Origin of the sequence: Halonotius sp. F2-221B, from assembly GCF_046719765.1 — an archaeon.
GTDB lineage: Archaea > Halobacteriota > Halobacteria > Halobacteriales > Haloferacaceae > Halonotius.
In genome coordinates this window covers 81,898-105,180 of record NZ_JABEBY010000013.1, presented here as the reverse complement: position 1 = coordinate 105,180, position 23,283 = coordinate 81,898, and the positions used below count along the sequence as shown (strand labels likewise).

Below are 23,283 nucleotides of genomic sequence, written 5' to 3'. Positions count from 1 at the left end.
GACTACAAGGCCCGCGAACGCGGGATCGAAGTCGAACAGCGAGACGAGCGTGGTACGTCCTCGTCGTGTAGTGTGTGAGCATGAAGACGGTGACAGTCGCGTTGAGCGTGGCCTGTGGAAGTGCGACCGATGCGGCGTGGTCGCTCATGGCGATGTGAACGGAGCCGATAATATCAGACAACAATCGCTAACCGTAACTCCGCCACTCGGTCAGGCGGATAGCGGTACCGGCTGTTTGGCCCAGCCTCGCGTCATCCACTTCAGTCGGACTCGCGGATTCCAACCGCGAGCAACCGCCGGGTGACGTGCAAAGCTTAATATCCCAACGCTCGGGATTCCTGCGTCTTCAGGCGCAGGAGGAGGTCAACGGAATATGGCTTTTACCAACAGTTATTCCGCTCCCACTTGTCTTTCACTCGATGAATAACTATGGTGAACTACCCGTCTGTGTCTCCACGCTGGGGGTCGACTAAGAGATGGGACAGCCAGATACAGACGCACATATCGAGGAGGCAGTCGAGGTTCTTCAACAACTCGGGTTGAAAGAGTACGAGGCCAAATGCTTCGTCGGGTTGACGCGGCTCAACATGAGTACGGCAAAGAAACTCAGCAGCCTTACGGATGTCCCCCGTACCAGAGTGTACGACGCGATACGCATTCTTGAGGCACAGGGGTTAGTTGAGATCCAACACACGAGCCCACAACGCTTTCGCGCAGTTTCCTTAGAGGAGGCAACTGCCACACTTCGTGATCAGTATGAGGGTCGTGTTGATCGGCTTCACAACGCGCTCAACACAGTCGAGACCGTCGAGGATGATGACACTTCATTCGTCCAAGAAGTCTGGACGATGAGCGGGCGAGACCCAATCGAAAATCGGACAGAGCAACTGATCAAAACAGCGACTGAAGAGATTGTTCTAGTCATCGGGGATGAAACGCTGTTGACCGCAGACCTGGTCGAGACGCTAACTGAGGTTGAAAATGACATCGAATTGACTGTGGGCGCACTAACGCCGTCACTGCAAGCAGAGATCCAAACAGCCGTGCCGGCCGCCACGACATTTGTTTCGGAGCTCGGGTGGTTACACGGGGAGAATACAACGGCGGATGATACTGCGATTGGTCGCCTGCTGATGGTTGACCGTGCCTCGATTCTGGTAAGCTCGATCATCCCAGATTCAAAAGCCGAACAAGCCGTTTTCGGTGAGGGGTTCGGAAACGGGCTTGTAGTGGTTGCTCGCCGGCTGATGTCTCAGGGGCTTGTCACCGAGAACACGTCGGGAGCGTAGCTGTTGGGACGCCGACGGCACTGCTATTCGGTAAGTTCCTGTGGTGGCTCCACCTCAGGAGGCGTCGTTGCGGCTCCGATCAGCGTCCGTCGATCACGGAGATAATGCAGGCTGCTGGTGACAACGAAGACGCCACTGGCCAGCAGTGCGTACCCGAATCCGCCAACGGAGGAAAACGGTGTCACTCCTTGGACGGCGATGACTATCAACACAGAGATAACCGCACTCAGCAGCAAATAAAATTGGCTCCACGGGAGGTCGTCAGGTGGAACAATATCGAGGTAGAGATCAAACTCCTGAATATGATCGGTGATACTGATGGTTTTGCGATCTTTCGCATACACGATCACATCTAGTCGATCCATCGTCGGAAGATGCGTTTGGTGGAGAGCGGTATACACCCGCTTTCGTTGCTTCGGTGTCACTGCGTGTAGTTCAACACCATTTTCCCATGCGGCGATCTGCGTAGAGAGTTCTCGGATGGTGACCGACTCACCGACCTGTGACAGATAATAAAGTGTGAACCGACGCCGGCGACTGCTGAGTGTTTCGAAGACAGCCTCGGTTGACAGCTGTTGCTCGTCGGCTGGGAGTGGTTTGGTAACTGTCTGTTGTTTGGTCATATGTATCGCCAAGCACTCTCGAATACATTAACACCACACAATTTCCATTTTCGTTGGTTATTTATTAATCGGGTGACAGGCGGGGCGATTCCGCCCCCACTATCTTTTTGCCGGGGATCCCAGCGGCCGACCGAACCAACCCCGCAGCTACAGACGCCGACAGCCGCTTTTTGGGTCGAACGATCTTCTTCAAGCGGGTTAGGTCACCCATACCTAACTGGTCTCCCGACCATCGTTTAGCGGAACCATATGACACAACGATCGACTCCTAACCTTTTGCGGGCGATCCGCCGCCCTGAGTATACCGGTGAGAATCGGTGTCGCCCCTGTACCGTCATCAACCTCGTGTTTGCGGCGGCGATAACTGCCGGGGCCGCGGCTGTCTGGCAGCCAGCCGGCATTCCGGTCGCGCTGGGTTCGCTTGCGGGTATCTATCTTCGGGGGTATCTGGTACCCGGCACGCCCGCGTTGACCAAACGGTATCTCCCTGACCGGGTACTCGATCTGTTTGGAAAGTCAGCGGCCGACACCCCGATGCCACCGGCGGAACCGACGGATACGTTCGACATCGTCTCCTTTCTCACCCGAACATCGGTCGTGGTCGACGACGGTGACGATATTGGGCTCGCCCCGGAGTTTGAGGTGGGGCTCAAGGTGGCCGCACTTGAGCTTGATTCCGATGCGGCACTGCTCGCCGGCTCGGCTGATCTGCTAGCTGTTGCCCCCGAGCAGCTATCCTTTGCCGATGGCGGCCTGTCGTGGCGTGTCTCTGTTGACGACTCGATCCGTGGCCGCTGGGAGTCACGGGCGGCGTTTATCACCGATCTCGCGGCTCACCGGACACTTGCCGACTGGACCGATGACTGGGATGCGGTTCCGGGTGCGGCTCGGGGCCGAACCCTCTCAGCGATCCGCGCCTGCTGTGACACCTGCCCCGTCTGTTGGGGCGAGATCAGGCTTGGAACCGAATCAGTGAGCTCCTGCTGTCGGGAGTATGAGGTGGTCGCTGCCGTCTGCCACGACTGTGATGCTCGCCTCTTCGAGACCGATGCCGCTGCTGTTGGTGACGCTTGAACGACACCACATTGCGGGCTGTTATTTTATCCGCGATATCAAAAGAAGCGTGCGAGGAGCCGTGTCACCTGGCCGCCGGTACCCAGCCGCCCAGCGTATAGCTGGTAGATGGTGGAACCGGCAAACAACAAGAGAGAGGCTGTTGCGGGGATGAGCGGATCGACTGCAGCGAGTAGCGGAACTGCTGCTAACGAGCCGACTGTCACAACCAGTCCGACAACGCCGAGTGCGCGATAATACTCCCCCCATGTGACGCCGATACGTGTTGTCACATCCATATAGCGATTCAGCTGCCCCGCCTGCGAGCAGACACGCACCGTCTTCCGGTTTGGATCATACACCACCAGTCCGAGGCTGTCCAATTTCGGAAGGTGTGTCTGATGGAGCGCGTTGTAGACGCTTTCGCGGAGCGCGCGTGGCGCGGGGCGTTCTCCGGACTCTGTGGCTGCGATTCGTTCCGAAAGGTCGCGCAACGACATACTCTCCGGCTGTTTCCACAGCTCTGTGAGCACCTCGCGCCGGCGCGCGTTACTGAGCACGCTGTACACTTCTACCTCGGGCAGCATGGCCTGATTGAACATTGCTCGTCGTAACGCGCGTGAGTGATATAGATATGAATTCACTGCTGTTTGGGTACAGATAGCAGGGTGCGGGTACCAAACCGGTATGTCAACTGGATACTGCCGGTACGGGAGCTGTACAAATCGGTATGACCAGTCAACCCGGTCGGTATGGTGACTGGAGACGACCGGTATGTCCGCCCAACGAGGCGGTATGCGTTCCGTGCAAACTGGTACGGTCAGTCTGTCTGAACCCGAAATGGCGTAATCATCCGTTCAAAACGCCCGCGAGAGGGCCTCAAACCGTTGAATTGGCACATAGGTAATACCCCCCGTGATGTGGGGATAGTTGTCCCGAGCCGACCGAACGATCCTGTGATTGTTCAACGCGGTCTCCCCGGGAAACAGACCCATGACAGAAGACAACAACCCCCAACTGTACAGCCTCTCACGCCGCAAAATGGTAGCCGGTCTCGGTGTTGTCGGCCTCGCATCTGCGGGTGCCGGTGTCGGTACCTCGGCGTTTTTCAGCGATGAAGAGAGCTTCGAAGACAACACGCTCACCGCTGGGACGCTCGATATGAGCGTCACCGCCAACGTCGTCGCGGCCGACGACTACTGGACCGGGCAAGGTGCCCTTGCCCTGAGCGAAACAGCTGACGGCGACGTGGTTTCCGGCATTCAGGTCGACGATGTCAAGCCCGGCGACTGGGCGATTATCTGCTTCGATATCGAGGTCGGCGACAACCCCGGCTACGTGCAGGTGCGCACAGACGACTTCGTCGAGGACGGCGGCGTCGCTCCCACCGAGCCCGAGCAGGACGCCGAGGGTGACGACGACAACGATGCCGACCTCGGTGAATTCCTGCTGACGACCGTGTGGCAAGAGTACGACGAGGCCAGTGGCGACAAGACTGGACTCTCCACACTCGATCCCGTATTCAACAATGCCTCTGATGCGCCTGGTATCGATTACGAACCACCAGTAGATGTCGATGGTGTCGTCAACGATGACGCTCACTACACAACCGCCCGCGAGGCAAACGCGGTGCTTGAGAACGGCTACCTAATCAAAGACGACAACGGCGACCTGCTGCCGATCAACGACGGGGCCGAGGGCGAGTACTCGTTTTGTCTCCTCCTTGAGATCCCGTACCAGGTCGGCAACGTGATTCAGGGCGACTCGATCTCGTTTGATCTCGTCTTCGAGACCGAACAGGTTCGACACAACGGGGATCCGTTCAACAACACAGTCCCGGCGAACAACACAGTCCCGGTGAACAACTCAACCGGTAGCCAATAAGATCGCAGTACAATCACCGAATGGCGGAACTCCCCGGAGCCTTCCCCGCTGACGCTGACTGGCTCCCCCGCTGTTCAGGCTCTGTTGTCCGGTGGAAACTGTCCCGGACAGCCGATCGACTCCCATCCCGCGTTGGTATACCACGACGGTTCGATTCCGCCGGCGGGATTTCCCCCCACGGGGATGACATATAATGAATGAAAAACTCAGACTCTCCCGCCGCAAGGTGCTCGCGGGGATCGGTGTCGTTGGACTCGCGTCTGCGGGTGCTGGTGCCGGCACGAGCGCGTTCTTCAGCGATGAAGAGGAGTTCGTCGACAACTCTCTCGTCGCAGGTGAGCTCGACCTGCTGGTCGACTGGCAACAGACCTATGATTTCGGCGACGGCCAAACCTTCGTCAGTGCCCACCCCGATCACGACAACGACGGCGAACAGTCAATCATTGACCCAGAAACTCAGACCGTTCAAAACTACAGTGATTTCCCGGACGACGACGATGCTGACAGCAATGGTGCGAACATCCCCGGGTTGACCTGTGAGAACATTCCGCCGCTATCGGAGGCTGACTTCGGCGTTGACCCTGTTACCGATGAAAACATGGAGACGCTGGTGCAGTTCTCCGATGTAAAGCCCGGCGACAGCGGCGAAATTACGTTTTCGCTTCACCTGTGTGACAACCCCGGCTACCTTTGGATGCAGGCTGACAATGTCTCCGAAGACGGCGGTATCCTTACTGAGCCTGAGACGGCAGTTGATCCCGACAACCTCGGTACGCTTGGGGATGAGATACAAGCGACGCTGTGGTACGATGAGGACTGCGACAATGTCTACGATATCGACGAACCGGTCGATATTATGCTGACATTGGACTTCTCTGGCTCGATGCTGTACGATCAATACGGCGGGATGGTCAGTACTGACGACATTCAGCTCAATGGGACTACATTGTCAGAAACGACAAAGATTGATCTCGTTGAATTGGGGACTCGTCAGTTCGTTGACTACCTTCAATCCCAGAACGCGGATGTGCAAGTTGGGGTCGCCTACTTTGACGGCGAAGGAACCGACGATAATGTTCCTCGAACTGGGATCCTCCAGCCACTGACGACTGACCTCTCGGTTGTCGACGGGGCACTCTCAGGGCTTCGCCAGAAACTTGCAAATGTTGTGACCGGTAGTGCTCTATCAACGCCGTTCGATGGTGACGGTAATCCGAGTCCATTCTTTACGAATGGGATTGCGACGGGCACCTACATCGGCGAAGGCGTCGACGATGCGCAAGCTGAAATCGATGCTAATGGCCGCAACGGGGTGGATTACACGAACATCATTCTCTCGGATGGCGAATCGTTCAACGGAACCGGAAGCACGCAGTTTTCCGATCCAGTCACCGCAGCCGACAACGCCCGTGCTGGATCACTGTCGCCGCCTACAGACGTGTTCACCATTTCGGTTGGGAGCGCAAACGATAGTATCCTTCAGTCGATGGCTGGTTCGGCCGGTGGAACCGGCGGAGATCCATCCTTCTTCAGCGACGTTGACAACCCATTAAATATCCCGAGCGTGTTCGGAAATCTCGCGTCTCAAACGGTCGCTGAGAGAGTTATCATGCAAGATAGTCTTGCCACCGTACTCACCGAATTGGCCGATGGTAACGGGATCCCGCTTGACGGCAATCGAGCCACGATCTACGACGAGTTGACCGATCCTGCTGACGACCCTGATCGAGAGGCGTTCCGCGGCGATGGCGTGATGCACTGTGTTGCGCTCTCGTGGGAACTCCCGTTCACAGTTGGAAATCAGGTGCAAGGTGACACCCTCGGCTTCGACTTAGGGTTCTACACAGAACAGGAACGGCACAACGACGGTGCCGGGCCACAAGTCGCTTGATCGGTTCTTGCGACAGCCCACGACGGCGAACGGGGGTTCGACTCCTCCAGTGGGTTTTCTCCCGTCGTCGAGGCAGGGAGCACGAAACAGACACCGGCAACGGTCACACACGACCGCAGACAACGACCAAATACCGAAATAAACAACAAATGACAGAACATAACGACCCCAAACTGAACAGCCTCTCCCGACGCAGCATCCTCGGGGGTATCGGCGCAGTCGGTATCGCGTCCGCTGGTGCTGGGCTTGGCACAAGCGCGTTTTTCTCCGACGAGGAGAGCTTCGAGGACAACACACTGACCGCCGGGACGCTTGACCTCTCCGTGCAGGCGAACATCTACGAGTATCAGGGTGCCGCAAACGAGGGTGGACAAGCCTTCGGCGGCGTCCAGAACGGTCAGGCACCGACGGTCAGCCAGCAACTCGACGATGTCAAGCCCGGCGACTACAGCTGTGGGTCGTTTTGCTTCTCGATCATCGACAACCCCGGCTACATCTGGGCCGGCGGCGAACTGACCGACAACGACGAGAACGGACAGCTCGAGCCCGAGCAGGCGGTCGATTCGACTACCGGTGCCGGCAACGGCGAACTCGCGGACGCGATCGAGGTGACGCTGTTCTACGCCGACCCGAGCTTCGACCCGAGCGAGAAGGATCGTCCGAGCGAATCGCAGTTCGACAACGTCCTCTTCGAGGGGACGCTCCGGGAGACGCTCGCGTACCTCGGCACCGGTGTTCCGCTTGACGCCGACCCCGACGCGGCCGGTCGGCAGGCTTTCACCGGCACGCCGGCCGAGAGCTTCGACGAGGATGTCTGTCTCGCATTCGCGTGGGAGGTGCCCACCTCGGTCGGCAACGAGATCCAGAGCGACTCCGTCGCGTTCGATCTCACCTTCCTGGCACAACAGGAACGCCACAACGATGGCAGCCAGGTTCCGTTCGCTGACACGGTTCTCACCAGTGACCCGACCGGCGGCGTCCGCGAGACCGGCAGCTGGCTCACCGCGTACGTGAACGCCGGCCCGACGACCGCAGTCACCGTCAACCTCGACGGCGAGGTGTACGGCAACGGTGCCACGGAGTGGCCCAGCAACCCGAACTCCTACACGATGGAGGTCAACATCGATGTCGACAACGACGGCATCGACGAGGCTGCCAACGACGACGACTTCCGGCTCAACTTCGGGCCGGCCACGGCGGGATCCCGTAGCGGCGCGATCGCGAACAGCACCAGCGGCGCGAGCGGTCCCGGCGGCGCGATCCGCCGAAACGTCGGCGGGTCGACCGCCGGCGACGCGGCCAACCGCGTGGATGTCGCCGAGGAGGATGTTCCCGGCGTCTCCGTCTACGAGAGCCCAGACCAACTGACCTACGTGTTCATCATCGACTGGTCGCAGGTCGTCGCCGACAGCGACGCGCCGACGGCACAACTCGGAAGCGTCCCCGGCGCGATCCAGGTCAACGAGGTGTTCGGCGGCGACGGCGGCGAGGGCGTCGGCGCGAACCCGAACAGCTCCAACGACGGCCGCGGCGGCGTCGACACCACCACCGGCTCCTCGGGGACTCTCACGCTGTAGCACCGGCAATACGACCAACCCACCCACAACCCCAATCACAATAATATGACGTTCGTCGACAACGAGATTCAGGGCGACACCCTCGGCTTCGACCTGGGGTTCTCCACCGAACAGGAGCGGCACAACGACGGTGCCGGGCCGTCGGTGCCGGCCTGATCGGCCGGCGGCTGAGACACCGCGACCCGACCCACACTGGTCTCACGGGGGTTCGACTCCCCCGGTGGGTCTTTTCCCTCCACCGAGGCAGGGAGCACGAAACAGGCACCGGCAGCGGTCACACACGACCGCAGACAACGACGAAATACCGAAATAAACAGCAAATGACAGAACATAACGACCCCAAACTGAACAGCCTCTCCCGACGCAGCATCCTCGGGGGTATCGGCGCAGTCGGTATCGCTTCCGCTGGTGCCGGGCTTGGCACGAGCGCGTTTTTCTCCGATGAGGAGGAATTCATGAACAATAGTCTCCAAGCTGGCACCCTTGACCTGAAGCTTGACTACAAAGCAACGTACCTCGGCGGCCAAGGCCGACTTGCTTCTGTTGAGGCTATGGGCTACCCGAACGTCGAAGAGATCACCGACGACGGCGAGCCGACCGGCCGGTACCTCCTTGCACAAGCACCATCGCCAGCGGATATGCAGGAATGGGAAGATCTTGTCCAGGGCGAAGCATTCGATTTCTGCAGCCCTGCAGCCGACGAGTTCCTCGTCAACGGCGACGGGATCCCGATGTTCACACTTGATGACGTTAAGCCAGGTGACTCCGGCGAGGTGACTGTGAGCATCCATATCTGCGATAATCCTGGCTACCTTCGGATGATGGGCGACATCACCGGCAACGCCGAGAACGGCCAGACCGAACCCGAGATCAACGCCGAAGGTGAGGACACCGACGGCATCGGCGAACTCGCCGACGCGATCGAGGTCTGCGTCTGGTACGACGAGGACTGTGACAACGTCTTCGAGCCGACCGGCACCGGACAACAACAAGAACTAGAAGTCGCTCTCGTCTCCGACGTTTCCGGATCGATGAGTGGCTCTGCACTCACATCGCTACAATCCGCTGCGACCAGCTTTGTTGACAACCTCGCCTCGCCTGACGAGGCCGCGGCGATCTCGTTCAGTACGAGTGCCACCACCGATCAAGAGCTGACGACAGTCTACCAAGATGTCAAAGATGCGATCAACGGCTACACCGCGGGCGGCGGCACCTCGATCGCCTCCGGTATCGATGAAGGAGCTGACGAACTTCTTAATGGTACCAACGCCACAGTGGGCGCATCAAAAGTGATGCTTTTACTGAGTGATGGTAATTCCAGTGCCTCGGCGGCAACGACCGCTGCCAACGCCGCGAAGAACGCCGGCATTCGGCTGTTCACTATCGCCCTCGGTAGTGCCAACACAGCACTGCTGGAATCACTTGCGAGTTCACCAGACGACGCGTTCGTCGCCCCAGATCCAGCTGATCTTGACACCGTTTACGCGGAGATCGCTCAAATCGTTCTTGGTGGCGAACAGAAGATCGCGGAGGGGACGATGGCCGAAGTGTTTGCCCAACTCTCGGAGGGCGTGATCCTCGATGGGGATCGGCAGGAAGAAGGCCTTCAGCCATACCCTGGCGCAACTACCCAGTGTATCGGCCTCGAATGGACGTTACCGTTCGATGTTGGTAATGAAGTCCAGACTGATTCAGTCGGCTTCGACTTTGGGTTCGAGGTTGAGCAGTCACGGCACAACGAGACGCCGTTCGCCGCTAACAACACGGCCCCGAACGGCACAACGTCCGGAAACTAACAGCACAGCACATCGCCCCGATGAGGTAGCATGATTCGGTGAGCGTGGTAGTGGCCGCCTGCCGTCCGGTACGAACGCCGTACCTGGGTGACATCGGCTCATACCTATCTCCGCTATTGACCTACACTCATCCGACCAACGGATCGGTACGTCCGATCCACCAACGACCCGGCGTATCCGGGACAACTGACAATGACATTAACACGCCGGAAACTGTTGACGGGTATCGGTGGCGGGACGCTCACAGTCGGTGGGATCGTCGCCGTCGGGAAAACGCCCTGGAACCCGCCGCAGTTCTCACAGTACACGTACGCCGCACCCGATGATGACACCGACGACCAACGCCTCAGCATCGCGTGGTATGAGCGATACAACGGCACGTTTGTCGAAAACCATGCCGACACCGACGACGACCTCGAAACAACCTTAGATCCCGATGGGGGCCCTGGGTACACAGAAGAAGCGACGTTCGTGACCGACGCCTCCGGCCCGGTCATTGCCGTGCAAAACGTCCTTCCGGGTGACACCGGGGTTGTGGTTGTCGGTCTCGAAGTGGTTGCAGATCCTGCCGAGCCGCTTGACGTGTGGCTCCGTGCACAGGTGACAGACGATTCTGAGAATGGCATCAACGGCCCCGAACAGGTCGACGGTGATACGACACCGAACGACGGTGAACTTGACGAGCTTGCGACCGTTGAGATATGGCGCGACGGCTCCCCGTTTGGCAGCTGTAACGGTCAAAAGGAGTTCGATGAGAGTCTTGAATCACCGCTTGTCGCGCCCGCCCCCGTCGCTGACGCCTTCTCGCCGACGACTGACGTTGGTGCTGATGCAGGGCTTCTTGCATTCGATTGTCTTGATCCGGGAAGCTTGCGGTGTGTCGCGCTTCGCTGGGCGGTACCGGCCACCACCGGCAACGAAGCCCAAGGGGACTCACTGGGATTCGATTTCTCCTTCGGTGGCGGTCCGTGTGGGGAAGACAGCCCGTTCACCGCTGGAGGGTCACAATGACCGTGACTCGACGCCGGATCCTGGCGGCGGTAGCCGCCACGGGTGGGGCCGGCGCGCTGATGGGAACCGGTACCGCTGCAATGCTCCGCGATACAGAGCGGTATGACGCCTTGATCACGGCCGGCACAGTCGACCTGCGGGCGGAGTATGAACTGCTGACCGGCCCGGGTGCTGGCGAGCCTGACGGACAGGGGGTAATCGATGGCCCACGTGTGCGGCTGCCAATCGGGTCGCTCAGCCCAACTGCTGCCTCCGGGAGCATGCGTCTCACGTTCGCGTTGCCGCAACGCGGCGATGCGGTCAACAACCCGGCGGCGTTGTGGCTTGCGACAGACTGCCCGGTTCCAGCATCGACTGCAGTAGCGGAGTCGATTCACGTTGTGGTGTCGTACGCTGACTGTCACTCCGGAAGCCGCCTCCAGCGAGTCACTGCTGGATCACTGCGTGAGGTTGCTGAGGATCTCCGCGAGGGATTCCGGGTCGACGGTGATCCGTCGACGGCAGGCGACGACTGCTTGGTCGACACTGTCTGTCTCCTCATCGAGTACGAACTCGACGGCTATATCGGAACTGAGACGGTTGCGTTACCGCTGTGGTTTGCAGCCCTCCAGTGCCGAAACGCATCCCCGCAGAATCCCTTCGCTGAGGTGGACGCAGATCCATGTCCTGCCGCTGACCCATGTCCATGCTGCAACACGCTTGGGAAACTTGAGTTTGAAAACGATACGCAGTCGGGACTACGCGAGAGTTTCGCCACCCCCGGCGTATACGCTTTCAATAACGGCGATCCAGACTACGGGGTGGAGATCTACGACACCGTAGACAAGGATGGCGGTAGCGAAACGGTCGGGATTGCGTTCCGGCTTGTGAGCTTTACCGGTGGAAACCCCCCGCCGATTTGCACGGTCAAAGTCAAAGGTAGGCCCGGATACGCGCAGTACGACCGCACCGATGGGCTCTCGACGGACACACTGTCTCTCCCCGGCAGCGACACCAACGGTATCGTGTACGCACCAGAGGGAGCCGGGATTAGCCACGTCAGAGTCTGTGTCTGTACGGCCGATTCGAAGACAGACTGCGAGGGGTGTACTGATCCCTCAGATTCGACTACTGGCGACAGCGGTTGGAACGGGAACGGGAACGGTAATGGTGCGCCCGGAGTCGCCCGAGGTGACCGATGATCCCGCTCTCGCGGTCATCGCTGCCGAAAGCGCGGAGTCTTGTGGTGACGCTCGTGCTGATCGCGGCGATCTCGCCGTTTGTCGTGTTTGCCCTCCCCGAGGTGGTCGGGGCCGATGAGAGCTACGTCGTCCTGTCAGGGAGTATGGAGCCAACACTTTCGCCCGGTGATGTGGTGATCGTCGATGCAACTGCCACCGTGGGTGTCGGTGACATCATCACGTATGATACCGGCGACCAAGTGCCGACAACACACCGTGTGATCGACGAACGGGACGGTGGCTACCAGACCAAAGGTGATGCCAACGAGAACGTTGATTCGGGGCTCGTCGCCTTTGAATCCGTTATCGGACGCACCATCATCACGATCCCGTTTGTCGGATATGTGATCCTGTGGGCGAATTCGCCTGTCGGCTACGTCTTGCTTGTGGTGGTTCCGCTGGTGCTACTCGGCGTGAGTGAACTCCGCAAGTGGGCTCGCCAGGATCCCACCACCCAATCAGACGCAGCCAACCAGTCAGTATCGGCCGGCAATCCAACAGAGACCGCTGGCGACGAGAGCGATGGGGATCGTGAGTGGCAGACCACAGATGACGTGGAGAATGGGGTTGATACCGATCCTGAACCTCAGTCTACTCCGACCAGTAGCCAAGCCACCGCAGGCACGGCCTTCAGCAACCCGCCTTCGTCCAACACCGGGCAACTCGCAATCGTGGATCTGAAACTGACACTGCTTGCGATGGCCGTCCTGCTTGTATATGCGGGCTGGAACGTCTACCGTGAGTTCACTACCGCCGCCGCACCGACACCAGTTTCAGTCGGCGTTTTCACTGCGGGGCTTCTTGGGCTCCTGTTTACCGGCGCGATGACCATCTCGGCATGGCAAGCGAACAAATCCGACGAGCCACGTTTGCCACCGGCCCTCCCGCTGTCTGACGGCGGCGAGGCTGAGATGTCGGAGGGAAGCGATGAGTAAACTACCCGTCGTGCTCAGTGTCCTCTTTGTCTTCGTCGCGGCGACGACCGGCAGCGGATCAGCCGCATTCCTGTCGGATACAGAATCGGTTGCCATCGGGTTTACCGCCGACGTACCGGCCATTGAGAATGTCTCACAGGATCACACCCTGTCTCCCACAGTGACAACTGTTACCACCAACAAGACAGCGCAAAACGCGACCAGCAACGAGACAGCACAAAACGCGACCACCAACGAGACAGCACGAAACGCGACCACCAACGAGACAGCACAAAACGCTACCACCAACGAGACAGCACAAAACGCTACCAGCAACGAGACAGCACGTGGGAAGGTTCCACCGTCCAAAGAATCAGGGGGCTCGGCATCCGATCGGTCTGCAAACTCGGGTAGCGGGGAACGGCCGGTGTCGCAACCCGACAACGCCTCTCTGGAAGAGGATACGTCTAACCCATCTTCAAATGGGGAATCCAACACCGGATCCGACGACGAGACTTCACACTCCGACGCATCAGATCGCTCACCACCGGCCGAAGCAGAAGAGTCGTCGCCTGCTGACGACTCAAAATCGAACTCACCCTCTCCGGGAGACGACACGGCTGATCCGGCGTTAGATGAGCAACCTGCTTCCGATGGGAAGCCACCGGGGTCTGACGGATCAGCGGAGTCGCCGACAGCGGACGAGTCAGGATCGCAATCAGATCAGTCACCCGCCGAAGACGACACGTCTGGATCTGATTCGACTGCGGACTCACACTTGCCCTCGGAGAGTACGACTCCACAGTCCGAAGAGCCGAACGACTCGGACGCTGGTAGTCAAAAGGGATCGCCCACTGAGAGCGATTCAGACTCCCAACCAAACGAATCACCCGGGGAAGATGACACATCCGAGTCGCCCTCGGAGACGAATCCAACCTCCGACGGTGGCGCGCCACACGCTGGAACGCCGGCGGAATCAGCACCTTCCAAACCGGATGACACATCGACGGGCGGAGATTCCAAATCCGCCACAACAGAGACCACAGCGCAGGCGACGACACCAGGTACGTCCCCACCCGCCTCCGCCGGCTCTGATCCACAACAGCATGCGAGCTCACCAAGTGATACACCAGATTCACACACCCCAACCGCCGGACAGCCAACGGCTTCCGACGGTGGATCAAACGGCGACGCCACCGGACATAGTGGAAAATCCGCCGGCTCGTCTTCAGGGGCAGACTCTGGTGGCAGTAACCCTGATTCGACGCCGACCGCAGATACCCGATCACCTCGGGGCGGTGAAGCTGGCGACCCGTCTAAGGAATCCCCCGGGAAGAAATAATGGCTCCCCCAATATGGCCATCACATCTCTTACTTCCTGGCATGAGACCCCACGCGATTCGTCGGAACGTGCTTGTGATGCTCGTTTACGCCGTTTTGGTTCTATTTCTCAGTGGTTTGATCGTTCGGATCATCGAGATGGGTTGATACGGAGCACGAACATACTCGCCGTGCTCGCGTTGTTGTCACTATTATGAAAAAGCATTCAGTTATATCAATGGCACAACAATTATGACACAATGGGCCAAACGAACCACAATCACCTAGATCTACCAACTCCGATCATCGCTACAGGGGAGCGCACCGATGCGTAGCTCATCTACTGGAACTACCACCCTCACAGACAAGCAACAGCGTATTCTCTCGTACTTTCACCGGAAGGTGGATACGCAAATGTATTTCAAATCTCGCATCATCGGCCAGGATATCGGGCTGTCAGCGAACGAAGTTGGTACAAATATCGGAGCGATCCGTGACGGCGAGTTCGGACTGGCTGTCGAACGGTGGGGAAAATCTGGTGGCATTACGTGGAAAGTCACCGAGGAGCCCGTCTCCGTCGCTGATTGATTCCGCACGGCTTTCGACCAAGCCGTTGACGACCACGATTAGCTCCAGAAAGTGCTCGCGGGTGTGTTTCGCTTCTCACCACTCGCCAGCGGTCACGGTGAAGCCAACATCCCGCAGCCGATCACCGAGTGGATCACCGATCCCCGAGGCAGGCGTCAGAATCCCACCGTCCAACGGTGACGCTGTCTCACCCCATAGCAAGCACAGTCCAGCCGCTCCGAGCATCCGGGCGGTTGCCCCGTAGCCAGGATCCAGTTCGGCTCCGATCTCGCTTGTGACAGTGAACGGCCCGTCGGTCGCTGTCCCTCGGCCGATGACACGAACCGAAAACTGCCCCGATTCCATCTCCGCTTTCGAGGGCCCTGTGCCCGGCTCAGGAAAGACGAACCGACGCAATCCACGTCGAAGCAGCCGACTCTTCATCGCAGCGGTTCCAACGCCCAAGCCAAGTGCGATCCCACCAGCTGCTGTGGCACCGCCGATCCCAGAACCGGTTGGGATGACTTCCCTACACCGAAACTCTCGACCCCACGGATACGCCAGGAGGGCATTGCTCCGTCTGATCACCCGTTCGTTGACAGCCGCCATCGGCGAGGGGGCCGTCCATATCGAGCGGATGGAATCCCGCTGTGGGCGTCGTTGTTCGCCCGTGTCGACACCGTCGCGTTCGCCCGGTGGCGCCAACGAGTACGGATTCGACAGTGTTTCTCGGGCGATCGGATCAGTTGCGGCCGCTTCAAATAACTCGGCTGCACTGGCCAAGGTGCCGCCGCTCACCCCACCTTCCCCATCTTCGAGATAGATCCGGACGAACTCACAGGGCTTCCCAAACTCCTCGGTGGCGTACGACTGCAGCAGCTTCACCCCGAGGTCGGCTGGGATGGAATCGAACCCACAGCTGTGGACGATTTTCACGCCGGCGGCCACAGCCTCGTCGTGATAGCGGTCGATCATCTCCCGAACCCAGTTGATCTCGCCGGTGAGATCACAGTAGTCGGTGCCAGCCTCAATGCAGGCTTCGACGAGTGGGGTTCCGTATGTTGTGTAGGGCCCGACGGTCGTGCAGACGACCTCCGTTTGGGCAGCCATCTCACGAAGCGTCGTCGGGTCGGTGGCATCACCGACGACGATCGGGATCTCTGTGCGATCAGACTCGTCTGTAAGCTCTGCTGCGAGTCGCTGAAGCTTGGATTCATTTCGACCACCAAGCGCAATGGAGAGCTCAACAGCGGGGTAGTGGCTGGTGAGATGTTTGGCGACGAGTCGACCAGCGAAGCCGGTGGCTCCCCAGACCACGATATCGTAGTTGGGTGTTGATGACACGAGTTTCTACTAATAGGGCGCGCAGAACCTCAACTGTTCGGGCAAGGCTCTGACCGGCGATCGTGGAACCATCTTATCGGGTCTCTATCAGGAACTGCTGTGATAGACGTAGAGGGTGCGTTCAGTACGGGATGGGTCGGATTCTAAATGATACAGACGGTTATATAGCCAGGACGCGTATAATAGGCGTTATGCAACGAGTGGTTCGTCTCAATGGGGGTAATACGGTTCTCTCGGAGATTGGGTACCCTCTTTCGCCGGCCGAAGCCGCACGCGAATGCGAGGGCGTCGTGCTTGAACTGGCTGCGGGAACCGTCAATCTCACTGAAACGATACGAGAGTCTCACGAAGACCAGTTTCTATCGCCCGAAGATCGTGAACTGGAAGTCATGGGCCTTCTCCCGCGATCTGCGGTTGGTGAACCATTCCAGTCGGAGGGTGACGCATGACCGCACTCGAAGTCACCCATGGGAAGCAGAGACGGATTCGGGATGTTTCCGGAACAATGTATGGAATGTGGCGCTGCTCGTCATGTGGCGAGATGGGGCGACTCCAGCACCCGTTCCCGGCCATCTGTCCGGGCTGTGGGGCACTTAAAGAGGAGTTATTCTACTGGCCCGAAGATTAATTGAACGCGTTCTGTCCTGCTAGATACGCGTCTTCCATCTTGCACATTACCCGGCCCAAATATCAGCACAACACCGCTGTTTTGGCCGGATTAGGCGAGTGTCTCGGTAAATTGACGGCCAGGCTACGGGAGTCATATGCTGGTGGCACTTCTGGTAGTCACACTTGTTTCAACCCGACAGTACAGAACACCCTCCGGATTGATGCCTCTTCATCCCCATTTACGTCTGTGTCGCAGGAACCACTAACAGACCACCTCGACAGTCAAACCAGGGCTGCTGTCTCCGAATATGCGAAAGCTCACGGCCTCTCGGACAGCGATGCACTTGACGAGCTCGTTGATGCAGGCCTCACAGCGAGCATGCACGATTCCTCAGCAGCATCTACGGAGAACCTCACCCCGGCGCAACTTGAATCGCAGCAACAAACGATTGCGCACCAGCAACGACAGATCGTCCGGTTTCAGACGATCACCATCTTCGGCGGACTCGGCTGGGCAGTCCTGACCTTTGCTACCGGTGCGAACGGCCCAGTGTGGACGGCCATCGGGATGGCTATCATCGTCCTCATGGCGGCTTCAACGTATCTCTGGGCGTACCTCCCAGGATTCCAATGACGACAAAAGTCAAACTCACCGACTGGGAGACAGTAACGGCCGAACTCCAGCAGTTCGGAGCCACCGGTGAGGTCAGCACTAGCGACGACAGCGTTCACGTTCAGTTTGGGAGCGCGTATATCGAGGTGACAAAAGCAGGCACCATCAGGACGGGCATGCCCCTCCATGAGCTTGAGCACGAAGGCGACGTATCACTCGTCGTCGACCACGAAAACAACGCGATTTCGATCCAAACAGACGATTTGGACTATACGTTCCGCCGTCCGTGAATTCGGTTTCACCGCTGACTAAACCCTCGTAAATCAAATGCCACCGCCTAACGCAGTCACGATGAGCACGAGTACAACCAGTACGACTACCAGACTTCCACCAGCCAACACCTGATTCTCCATCGCCTTCTGGTGGAGTCCCATATCGGCATACTCCTCGCGGAAGGCTTCGAGATTCTCCTCGTCGTAGAAATACTTCGTCTTCCACGCGAATGTTTCAGTCACAGCACAGCCAGTACAGATCGGCTCACCGGTCAATCGCTCCGTCTTGATGTGATCGCCACAAGCAATCGCCCCACAGTTCTCACAGTACGTGTACGTCTCATCCGTACCGGCTGTTTCACAGTGGACACACTGGTGGAAGCCATCCTCGGTTGTCACTCGTGAGGGCCCAGCAGCGTAATATTCGTAGGGGTAGCTGTACTCACCGAGATCTGTCGTTTGCTGAACCTCGGGGAGATACACCGCCTCAATCGATTGGACTGAGATATCCGACCGGTTCGGCTCACAGGTCTTGTTATAAGTGACGTTGTTGTCGCCGGTGTAGGTCACTGTCGTCGTCTGAGCCCGCTGCAGTTGATCGACAGCCCAGTCTTTGTACTCGGTTTCGGTCTGTCCGAACCGCTGTTTGGTGACCTCGTCGAATGGCTCCCGGATCGATTCATTTTCAAGATTGACAGTCGCATGCAGATTCTCCGAGATCAGTGCTGCAACGTCGCTGTCGGCCACCCGAGGAGAACCACGATCAGCATGGATGACAAACTGGGTTCGCTCGTTGATCCGGTGGATCACGCCAACCGATGTCTCGAAGACCGCATCCGTCTCGGCTGTCACTTCGACAACCGGCTGAAACGTGACTGCCGCATGTGGTGTCGGTAGATCAGCCGCATCGATATTCTTGATCTCTTCGATTGCTTCTTCGAGGGGTGCAGTGATCGACGCTGCTGGATCATAGGGGCGGAGAGTTTCCTCACAGAGAATCTCGATCCGACCGTTGTAGAGATCCAACCCCACATCGTCGGCGATCTCTCTGAGGTCCTCGCCGTCGATCAACTCGATTGGATACGGATCGTCCTTCGCGTCAAGATCTTCAACATACCCTCTGGCTGGTTGCGTGAACCGCCCAGTCGTGACGACCATCCCCCGCTTTGGCCCATCAAAATCGAAGGTCGCAATCGCTGAGTGGAGTTTCTGGACGACGGGTCGACCAACCGTATCCGTATGTTTACATTCGACGACGACGGCCCGACGTGTGCCGTCGACGACTTCTTCCATTAGTACGTCACGGCCTTCGTCGGCGCGGCGGTCGGCCTGCCGGACGTTCTCGTATCCAAGGTTCCGGAAGACATCCTCGACGACATCCTCGAATTCGAAGCCTGAGAGATTGTCCAAGACCGCCATAGTCTCTTCATTGTTCGTATCGAAGTGGTCTGGCAAGGGTGTTTGGACTGTGATCAGCCTCAGGCAAATCAGTGTGTGCCGATCACGATCAATCGCAAGAGCCAATCACTGCATAAAACGGACTCTCAGTGTCATCTTGAGCGATCTGATTGGTTACTGTCATCCCACCAGCTTGCATGTAGGAACTCACTAATTCAGCCCGTTCGTCCATCGTTGCTGCACGCCACGCCCGGATTGCTTTCGTCGGAAACATCCGGTCGGTAAAACTGACAACGATGGTTCCATCGGCGGCGAGCACTCGGTTGCATTCAGAGAAGATCGCTGCTGGATATTGGAGATACTGGACGGAGAGAGCACAACAGACCACATCAAAGCTGTCGTCGGCCAACGGCAGTGACTGATCGTCGTTGAAGTTCTGGACGAACCACTCGTCGTAGCGGTCATTTGCTCTAAGCTCTTCTGCGTTGAGTCCATGCCCAACGACGTGAGCCAACTCGGTCTCTGGTAAATGCGAGACCCAACTGCCCATCGCATCAAACACCCTGTCGCCCGGGGTGAGAATGCGGTCGTACAGAGTGGTTAGTCGGTTGAGAAACGTTTCGCTGGCGTGGGTAACATACCGCGGAGAATCGTAGAACGACGTATCGTCGCCATCGTCGATCTTACGGCGGTCAACGTCGGCTAACACAGTCATTGCGTATTGGAGGGCATCCAAGCGTATCAATCACACGCGGGGGTCGAACCTCCATCTCGGTGGTTTCCTCAACCACCGTGTTTGCGTCGATACCCGTGGCATCCGCCTTGTAACTCTGTCAAGTGGGTTGCGTTATGTGAATATTCTATCAATCTGTCATCAGAGGTAGGCGTTGGACACGCCGAAGTGACGCCTGCGGAGACTGGACTCCTTACGTCCACGACTGGTGGGTTTCCCCCGTCGTGGATGCAAAGTGCGTCCTTGAGACAGGAACCCTCACGATCAAGGAGCGAACGGCGTCTGCGATGAACGAGTAGGGTTAGGTAGTTCACATTCCTGCTCTGTCTCAACAACTTCTCTCATAGCCGAACGCGTAGCTGTAGGAGCAGAACGGTTTGCTTGGTGTTCCCACTGGTGTCGAGGTTCCACAGCCGTGTGGCGTACGGCTGTGACATCCTCCGCGCCGTTCACTATCGGTGAGCCGGAACTCGGCGAAGCATATAGCTTCGGGAGTGGAACCGAGATAATCATCGACGGTAACGCAAGCTACACCCTGACATACGGATCATCGGAGTCCACCATTCGTTACACAGTCAGCAATCAAACCGAGTACGAGTTTGATGGTGAATCGATTGATCTGAACGGCAAAAAAGGGTTCAGCCACGAATACGGAGAGTCGGCGACCGTACTGTGGGAACAAGATACCCATCGATACACAATCGGTGGGAACGCTGACCGAGAGACAATTGGTAGTGTCGCAACCACGATCGCCACAAACAACTCTCAGCGAGAACCACTCTGCTGGGTGTTGGCGTGCTCTTATCTTCCTATTTGCTTCTCGATATGAACGATTAGGGCAACAGTGAGCGTTCGGTGATGGTCACCGAAACCGTCGGATTGCGCTCGCTCCAGCTATCGGTGTCGTCGGTGCGGTAGGAGAATAGGGGGCCATCAAAGTAGTCCCCGAGAGTATACGTCCCGCTCCCGGACAGACGGTTGCCCTGAACGAAATATCGCTTCGTGACTGCCTCACTGGCAGCCAGACTGCGAACCAGTCGGGTGTTGTCCGTCCTAGTGCTGTTTGCTGTCACATCGACATTGTCGGTTTCAGCGTACCCATCAGTAAGCAAGAGCGTCTTGAACTTGTTCTCCTCAGCTGGAATCAAAGCGAGTATGCCGAATGGCCAGACGCCAATGTTGCTGATTTCGACAGCTGTTTGACTACTGTTTCGAACCGTCATATCAAGCGATCCGGGGCTATCGACTGTCACGGCCGTGTCGACCGCCTCGATATCGTAATCGAGCGGCCCCGCCATATTGGAAACACCGATGTCGGTGATGGTGTATTCGGGGTCACCCATGCAGCCAGCGAGCCCGGCCATCGTCGCCGTTGCGACGCCAAGATACTGCCGGCGGTTCATTGCTCTCCCTCTCGGAGCCGAGCTGAATCAGTTGTCTGGTGCACTGACTCGTCGGTCAACTGGACGAAAACGTCCTCGACTGTCGCCTCAGCCGTGAGATCGAGTCGTTCACGGAACGCCGACAGCGTCCCCTCGTCGACGAGCCGTCCGCGGTGGAGGATGCCGATCCGGTCACAGACGAGTTCGACCTGACCGAGAACGTGGCTCGAAAAGAATACTGTCGTCCCGCGTTCGGACTCAGCGTCAACGACATCGCGCACCAATGCCACGCCATGGGGGTCGAGTCCGGTGAAGGGCTCATCGAGAATCAACAGCTCCGGGTCGCCGACGAGGCTCATCGCCAGGGCGAGCCGCTGTTCCATCCCTTGGGAAAACTCACCCGCCGGACGGTCGATGGCGTCACCGAGGCCAACCCGTTCGAGCAGCGCGGCGGGGTCGGTGTCGGCCCCTTTCGTGTCTGCGACCAACTGGAGGTGTCGCCGTGCCGAACGGTTGTCGTAGGTGTCGAATCGGTCGGGGAGGATTCCAATCTGTTGATGGCAGGCGACCACGTCCGTCCACGGATCGAAGCCGAGTACGCGTGCGGTTCCAGCTGTCGGTTTGCTGTAGTTCATCAGGAGGCCGATGGTCGTCGACTTCCCGGCCCCGTTGGGGCCAAGGAAGCCATACACTTCTCCCTGTTCAACGGTCAAATCAAGGCCGTCAAGAGCGGTCACCTCGTCGTACTGCTTTCTCAGACCCTCTGTTTTGATAGCCGGGACTGTCACACCAGATCACCCCGCTCGAACTGATAGCGAGCGATTCCCAGCGGGACGAGCAACCAACACAGGAGTATCACGGCCCCCGAGAGCTCGTGGAGGTAAGCCGGTGGTGTTTGTCCGTGGAACGCACTCTCGACGGTGTAGATGGTGATGCTCGTCGGGGTTTCGAGCTTCGTGATGACGGCGTCGAAACTCGCACCGGAGTTCCCGACACCGAGCAACCAGTTTGTCAGGACGCGATACGCTCTCCCAGGAGAGAGCCGGAGAAGCAGAAAAAACAGCCCGTCGGCCGGCGCGCTGAACGAGTTTACTGATGCTGTGCCAACAGTCGTCCCTGGGGACGCAGCACCGACAGTCGCGTATATCATCTCGGCGAACTTCGTCCAGAAGGCTGTGAAGACGAGATACACACCCCCAAGCGCGGCACCGGCGGCCCGGACAGTACTCGTTGTGACTGCAGAGAGAGCCGTCCCGACCGATACCAGCGACATGACATACACCAATGTCGCCAGTAGGACACCACAGAACAACAGCGGCGAGAAGGCTCCAAACCGAATGAGGCCGATCACACCAAGGGTGACAGCGGCGGCCGAGAGTGGGATTGCGAGGCCAGCACTGCGGCCCAGAATCTTTCCGACAAGAATATCACTCCGAGTCATCGGCAGGCCGAGGACGAACTTCAGGCTTCCCGAGGTTCGTTCGCCGACGACCGACCGATAGCTCAAGAGGAGGACACCAAGCGGGAAGAGAAACGAGCCGGCAGTCTGGAGAAAGCCGATGGTCATGTTTGATCCCAGTCCCTGCCACCCGACGTAGGTCGGCCGGTAGCCCCACAAGACGATGAGTACAGCGAGAATCCATGGCCCCTTGGCGGTCAGCAGTCCGCGAGCCTCCTCGCGAGCCAGCGGGAACCAGCGCGGCCGAGTACCGGCCACCGGAGTCACAGGCCACCTCTCTGGAGGGGGAACGCTCGTTGGCACTGCTGTAAACGCTGGTCGGGAAAAC

The 23,283-nt window shown here is 58.4% G+C and carries 20 protein-coding genes and 1 pseudogene; 13 read left to right on the top strand and 8 right to left on the bottom strand.

Annotation, left to right across the window (positions count from 1 at the left end):
* Both HKK80_RS10910 and HKK80_RS10905 read left to right on the top strand, forming a co-directional pair.
* Positions 1-304: pseudogene (locus tag HKK80_RS10910) on the top strand (zinc ribbon domain-containing protein); the annotation flags it as partial.
* A 172-nt stretch (positions 305-476) separates the two neighbouring features.
* A complete protein-coding gene (locus tag HKK80_RS10905) occupies positions 477-1,289 on the top strand; it encodes a TrmB family transcriptional regulator (RefSeq protein WP_411799628.1) in 813 nt (270 codons plus the stop codon).
* Between the two features lie 23 nt (positions 1,290-1,312).
* On the opposite strand, the gene HKK80_RS10900 is transcribed toward HKK80_RS10905, so the two are convergent.
* Positions 1,313-1,912, bottom strand: coding sequence for a hypothetical protein (locus HKK80_RS10900; RefSeq protein WP_411799627.1), 600 nt, complete (start codon positions 1,910-1,912; stop codon positions 1,313-1,315).
* A 249-nt stretch (positions 1,913-2,161) separates the two neighbouring features.
* Here HKK80_RS10900 and HKK80_RS10895 point away from each other — a divergent pair, with 249 nt between their 5' ends.
* Positions 2,162-2,986 (top strand): hypothetical protein, encoded by an 825-nt coding sequence (locus tag HKK80_RS10895; RefSeq protein ID WP_411799626.1) that lies wholly within the window; start codon positions 2,162-2,164, stop codon positions 2,984-2,986.
* Positions 2,987-3,024: 38 nt separating this feature from the next.
* On the opposite strand, the gene HKK80_RS10890 is transcribed toward HKK80_RS10895, so the two are convergent.
* Positions 3,025-3,567, bottom strand: coding sequence for a hypothetical protein (locus tag HKK80_RS10890; RefSeq protein ID WP_411799625.1), 543 nt, complete (start codon positions 3,565-3,567; stop codon positions 3,025-3,027).
* A 391-nt stretch (positions 3,568-3,958) separates the two neighbouring features.
* Between HKK80_RS10890 and HKK80_RS10885 the strand changes: the two genes are divergently transcribed.
* The 8 genes from HKK80_RS10885 (at position 3,959) to HKK80_RS10850 (ending at position 15,166) form a co-directional block, all read left to right on the top strand.
* The gene (locus HKK80_RS10885; RefSeq protein ID WP_411799624.1) at positions 3,959-4,849 is read left to right on the top strand and encodes a SipW-dependent-type signal peptide-containing protein; all 891 of its coding nucleotides are present in this window, start codon (positions 3,959-3,961) and stop codon (positions 4,847-4,849) included.
* A 193-nt stretch (positions 4,850-5,042) separates the two neighbouring features.
* Positions 5,043-6,740 (top strand): SipW-dependent-type signal peptide-containing protein, encoded by a 1,698-nt coding sequence (locus HKK80_RS10880; RefSeq protein ID WP_411799623.1) that lies wholly within the window; start codon positions 5,043-5,045, stop codon positions 6,738-6,740.
* A 149-nt stretch (positions 6,741-6,889) separates the two neighbouring features.
* Positions 6,890-8,317, top strand: coding sequence for a SipW-dependent-type signal peptide-containing protein (locus tag HKK80_RS10875; protein ID WP_411799622.1), 1,428 nt, complete (start codon positions 6,890-6,892; stop codon positions 8,315-8,317).
* A 320-nt stretch (positions 8,318-8,637) separates the two neighbouring features.
* Positions 8,638-10,113, top strand: a complete 1,476-nt coding sequence (locus tag HKK80_RS10870) for a VWA domain-containing protein (RefSeq protein ID WP_411799621.1) — start codon at positions 8,638-8,640, stop codon at positions 10,111-10,113.
* Between the two features lie 192 nt (positions 10,114-10,305).
* The gene (locus HKK80_RS10865) at positions 10,306-11,124 is read left to right on the top strand and encodes a hypothetical protein (protein WP_411799620.1); all 819 of its coding nucleotides are present in this window, start codon (positions 10,306-10,308) and stop codon (positions 11,122-11,124) included.
* On the top strand, positions 11,121-12,305 hold the full coding sequence (locus HKK80_RS10860; protein ID WP_411799619.1) for a hypothetical protein: 1,185 nt from the start codon (positions 11,121-11,123) through the stop codon (positions 12,303-12,305). The genes HKK80_RS10865 and HKK80_RS10860 overlap by 4 nt, the downstream gene beginning before the upstream one ends.
* Positions 12,302-13,279 carry a signal peptidase I gene (locus HKK80_RS10855; protein WP_411799618.1) on the top strand — a complete coding sequence of 326 codons (978 nt, stop codon included), beginning with the start codon at positions 12,302-12,304 and terminating at the stop codon, positions 13,277-13,279. Before HKK80_RS10860 ends, HKK80_RS10855 begins: the two co-directional genes overlap by 4 nt.
* Positions 13,280-14,992: 1,713 nt before the next feature.
* Positions 14,993-15,166, top strand: a complete 174-nt coding sequence (locus HKK80_RS10850; RefSeq protein ID WP_411799617.1) for a hypothetical protein — start codon at positions 14,993-14,995, stop codon at positions 15,164-15,166.
* Between the two features lie 75 nt (positions 15,167-15,241).
* Here HKK80_RS10850 and HKK80_RS10845 read toward each other — a convergent pair whose 3' ends face one another.
* Positions 15,242-16,489, bottom strand: a complete 1,248-nt coding sequence (locus HKK80_RS10845; RefSeq protein WP_411799616.1) for a saccharopine dehydrogenase family protein — start codon at positions 16,487-16,489, stop codon at positions 15,242-15,244.
* 856 nt (positions 16,490-17,345) lie between these two features.
* On the opposite strand from HKK80_RS10845, the gene HKK80_RS10840 reads away from it, so the two are divergent.
* Together HKK80_RS10840 and HKK80_RS10835 are read left to right on the top strand one after the other, a co-directional pair.
* On the top strand, positions 17,346-17,732 hold the full coding sequence (locus HKK80_RS10840) for a hypothetical protein (RefSeq protein ID WP_411799615.1): 387 nt from the start codon (positions 17,346-17,348) through the stop codon (positions 17,730-17,732).
* Entirely contained in the window at positions 17,729-18,001 is a 273-nt protein-coding gene (locus HKK80_RS10835) for a hypothetical protein (protein ID WP_411799614.1), read from the top strand. Before HKK80_RS10840 ends, HKK80_RS10835 begins: the two co-directional genes overlap by 4 nt.
* Before the next feature lie 33 nt (positions 18,002-18,034).
* Here the strand turns inward: HKK80_RS10835 and HKK80_RS10830 are convergent, their stop codons facing one another.
* The 5 genes from HKK80_RS10830 to HKK80_RS10810 all read right to left on the bottom strand — a co-directional run bounded on the left by HKK80_RS10830 (position 18,035) and on the right by HKK80_RS10810 (position 23,213).
* On the bottom strand, positions 18,035-19,402 hold the full coding sequence (locus tag HKK80_RS10830; RefSeq protein ID WP_411799613.1) for a restriction endonuclease: 1,368 nt from the start codon (positions 19,400-19,402) through the stop codon (positions 18,035-18,037).
* Between the two features lie 88 nt (positions 19,403-19,490).
* Positions 19,491-20,096, bottom strand: a complete 606-nt coding sequence (locus tag HKK80_RS10825) for a class I SAM-dependent methyltransferase (protein ID WP_411799612.1) — start codon at positions 20,094-20,096, stop codon at positions 19,491-19,493.
* An 851-nt stretch (positions 20,097-20,947) separates the two neighbouring features.
* Positions 20,948-21,517 (bottom strand): hypothetical protein, encoded by a 570-nt coding sequence (locus HKK80_RS10820; protein WP_411799611.1) that lies wholly within the window; start codon positions 21,515-21,517, stop codon positions 20,948-20,950.
* On the bottom strand, positions 21,514-22,284 hold the full coding sequence (locus HKK80_RS10815) for an ABC transporter ATP-binding protein (protein ID WP_411799610.1): 771 nt from the start codon (positions 22,282-22,284) through the stop codon (positions 21,514-21,516). The genes HKK80_RS10820 and HKK80_RS10815 overlap by 4 nt, the downstream gene beginning before the upstream one ends.
* The gene (locus HKK80_RS10810) at positions 22,281-23,213 is read right to left on the bottom strand and encodes an ABC transporter permease (protein ID WP_411799609.1); all 933 of its coding nucleotides are present in this window, start codon (positions 23,211-23,213) and stop codon (positions 22,281-22,283) included. Before HKK80_RS10810 ends, HKK80_RS10815 begins: the two co-directional genes overlap by 4 nt.
* Between the last annotated feature and the right edge of the window lie 70 nt (positions 23,214-23,283).